A 1,197-nucleotide genomic window follows, 5' to 3' on the forward strand; every position below is an offset into this window, starting at 1 on the left:
TTGACCTATCCCCCAAATTTAAGACCATGACATTGATGAGATTTCCAATAAAATGGAACCAATGGAGATCTCAAAATGAAAAAACGTTACACCGAAGAACAAATCATCAAAGCCATTAAACAACATGAAGCCGGTGCCAAGGTCGATGACATTTGCCGAGAGATGGGTATATCTGTCGGCACGTTTTATAACTGGCGTAGCAAATATGCAGGGCTGGAAGTGAACGAAGCAAAGCGACTGAGAGAGCTTGAGGCTGAGAACAACAAGCTTAAAAAGATGCTGGCCGACAAGATGCTGGAAGTCGAAGCCATGAAGGATGTGCTTTCAAAAAAGTGGTAACGCCAGCGGCAAGAAAGCCTGTTGCTCAACACCTGATTGAAGCTTTTAGCCTTAGCGAGCGTGTGGCCTGCAAGCTGGTAGGGTTAAGTCGAACCGCATTTCGTTATCAGCCTAAGACTGGAACGGATAATGCTCTCAGGGAGCGGCTAAAGACGCTGGCGGTCCGCTATCCCCGCTATGGGTATTTGATGTTGCATGGCTTGCTCCGAGGTGAAGGTAAGGTCAAGAACCGGAAACGCACCTATCGTATTTATACCGAGGAAGGCTTGCAGGTTCGGACAAAGAAACGTAAAAAACTGACTCGACCACGGCAGCCAATGGAAGTGCCAACAGCGCCAAATCAACGCTGGTCAATGGATTTCGTATCTGACCAGCTCAGTAATGGCAGGCGCTTTCGGGTGCTGAATGTGGTCGATGATTATTCGCGGGAGATGGTCGGTCAATTGGTTTCTGTATCCATCAGTGGCAGGCAGGTTGCCAGATTCCTGAGCCTGCTTATTGAACAACGAGGCAGGCCCAACAAGGTTATCTGCGACAATGGAACTGAATTTACCAGCAAGGCGATGTTCTTCTGGAGTAAGGAAACGGGTGTTACTCTGGGCTTTATACAGCCAGGTAAACCGACACAAAATGCCTTTGTTGAAAGTTTGAATGGCAAATTTAGAAACGAATGTCTGAATCAACACTGGTTCAGAACACTGGATGAAGCCAGATACGAAATAGAGTTGTGGCGTGAGCACTACAATCATGTTCGCCCACACAGCTCATTAAATTACATGTCGCCTGTTGAGTATGCAAAGCAGGCCGCATAAGCTGGAAATCTCATCGAGAGATTGGTACTAATCTCGGGGAAAGGTC

The 1,197-nt window shown here is 47.2% G+C and carries 1 protein-coding gene; it reads left to right on the top strand.

Features of this window, described 5'->3' with window-relative positions; genetic code table 11:
- Positions 1–75: 75 nt before the first annotated feature.
- Positions 76–1,151, top strand: a protein-coding gene (locus tag RHEIN_RS17960) for an IS3 family transposase (protein WP_139056508.1) whose coding sequence is annotated in 2 segments (ribosomal slippage) — positions 76–325 and positions 325–1,151 — 1,077 coding nt in all. Because the reading frame shifts where the segments join, the coding sequence is not laid out codon by codon here.
- Positions 1,152–1,197 lie beyond the last annotated feature (46 nt).

Origin of the sequence: Rheinheimera sp. A13L (assembly GCF_000217935.1) — a bacterium.
Lineage (GTDB): Bacteria > Pseudomonadota > Gammaproteobacteria > Enterobacterales > Alteromonadaceae > Pararheinheimera.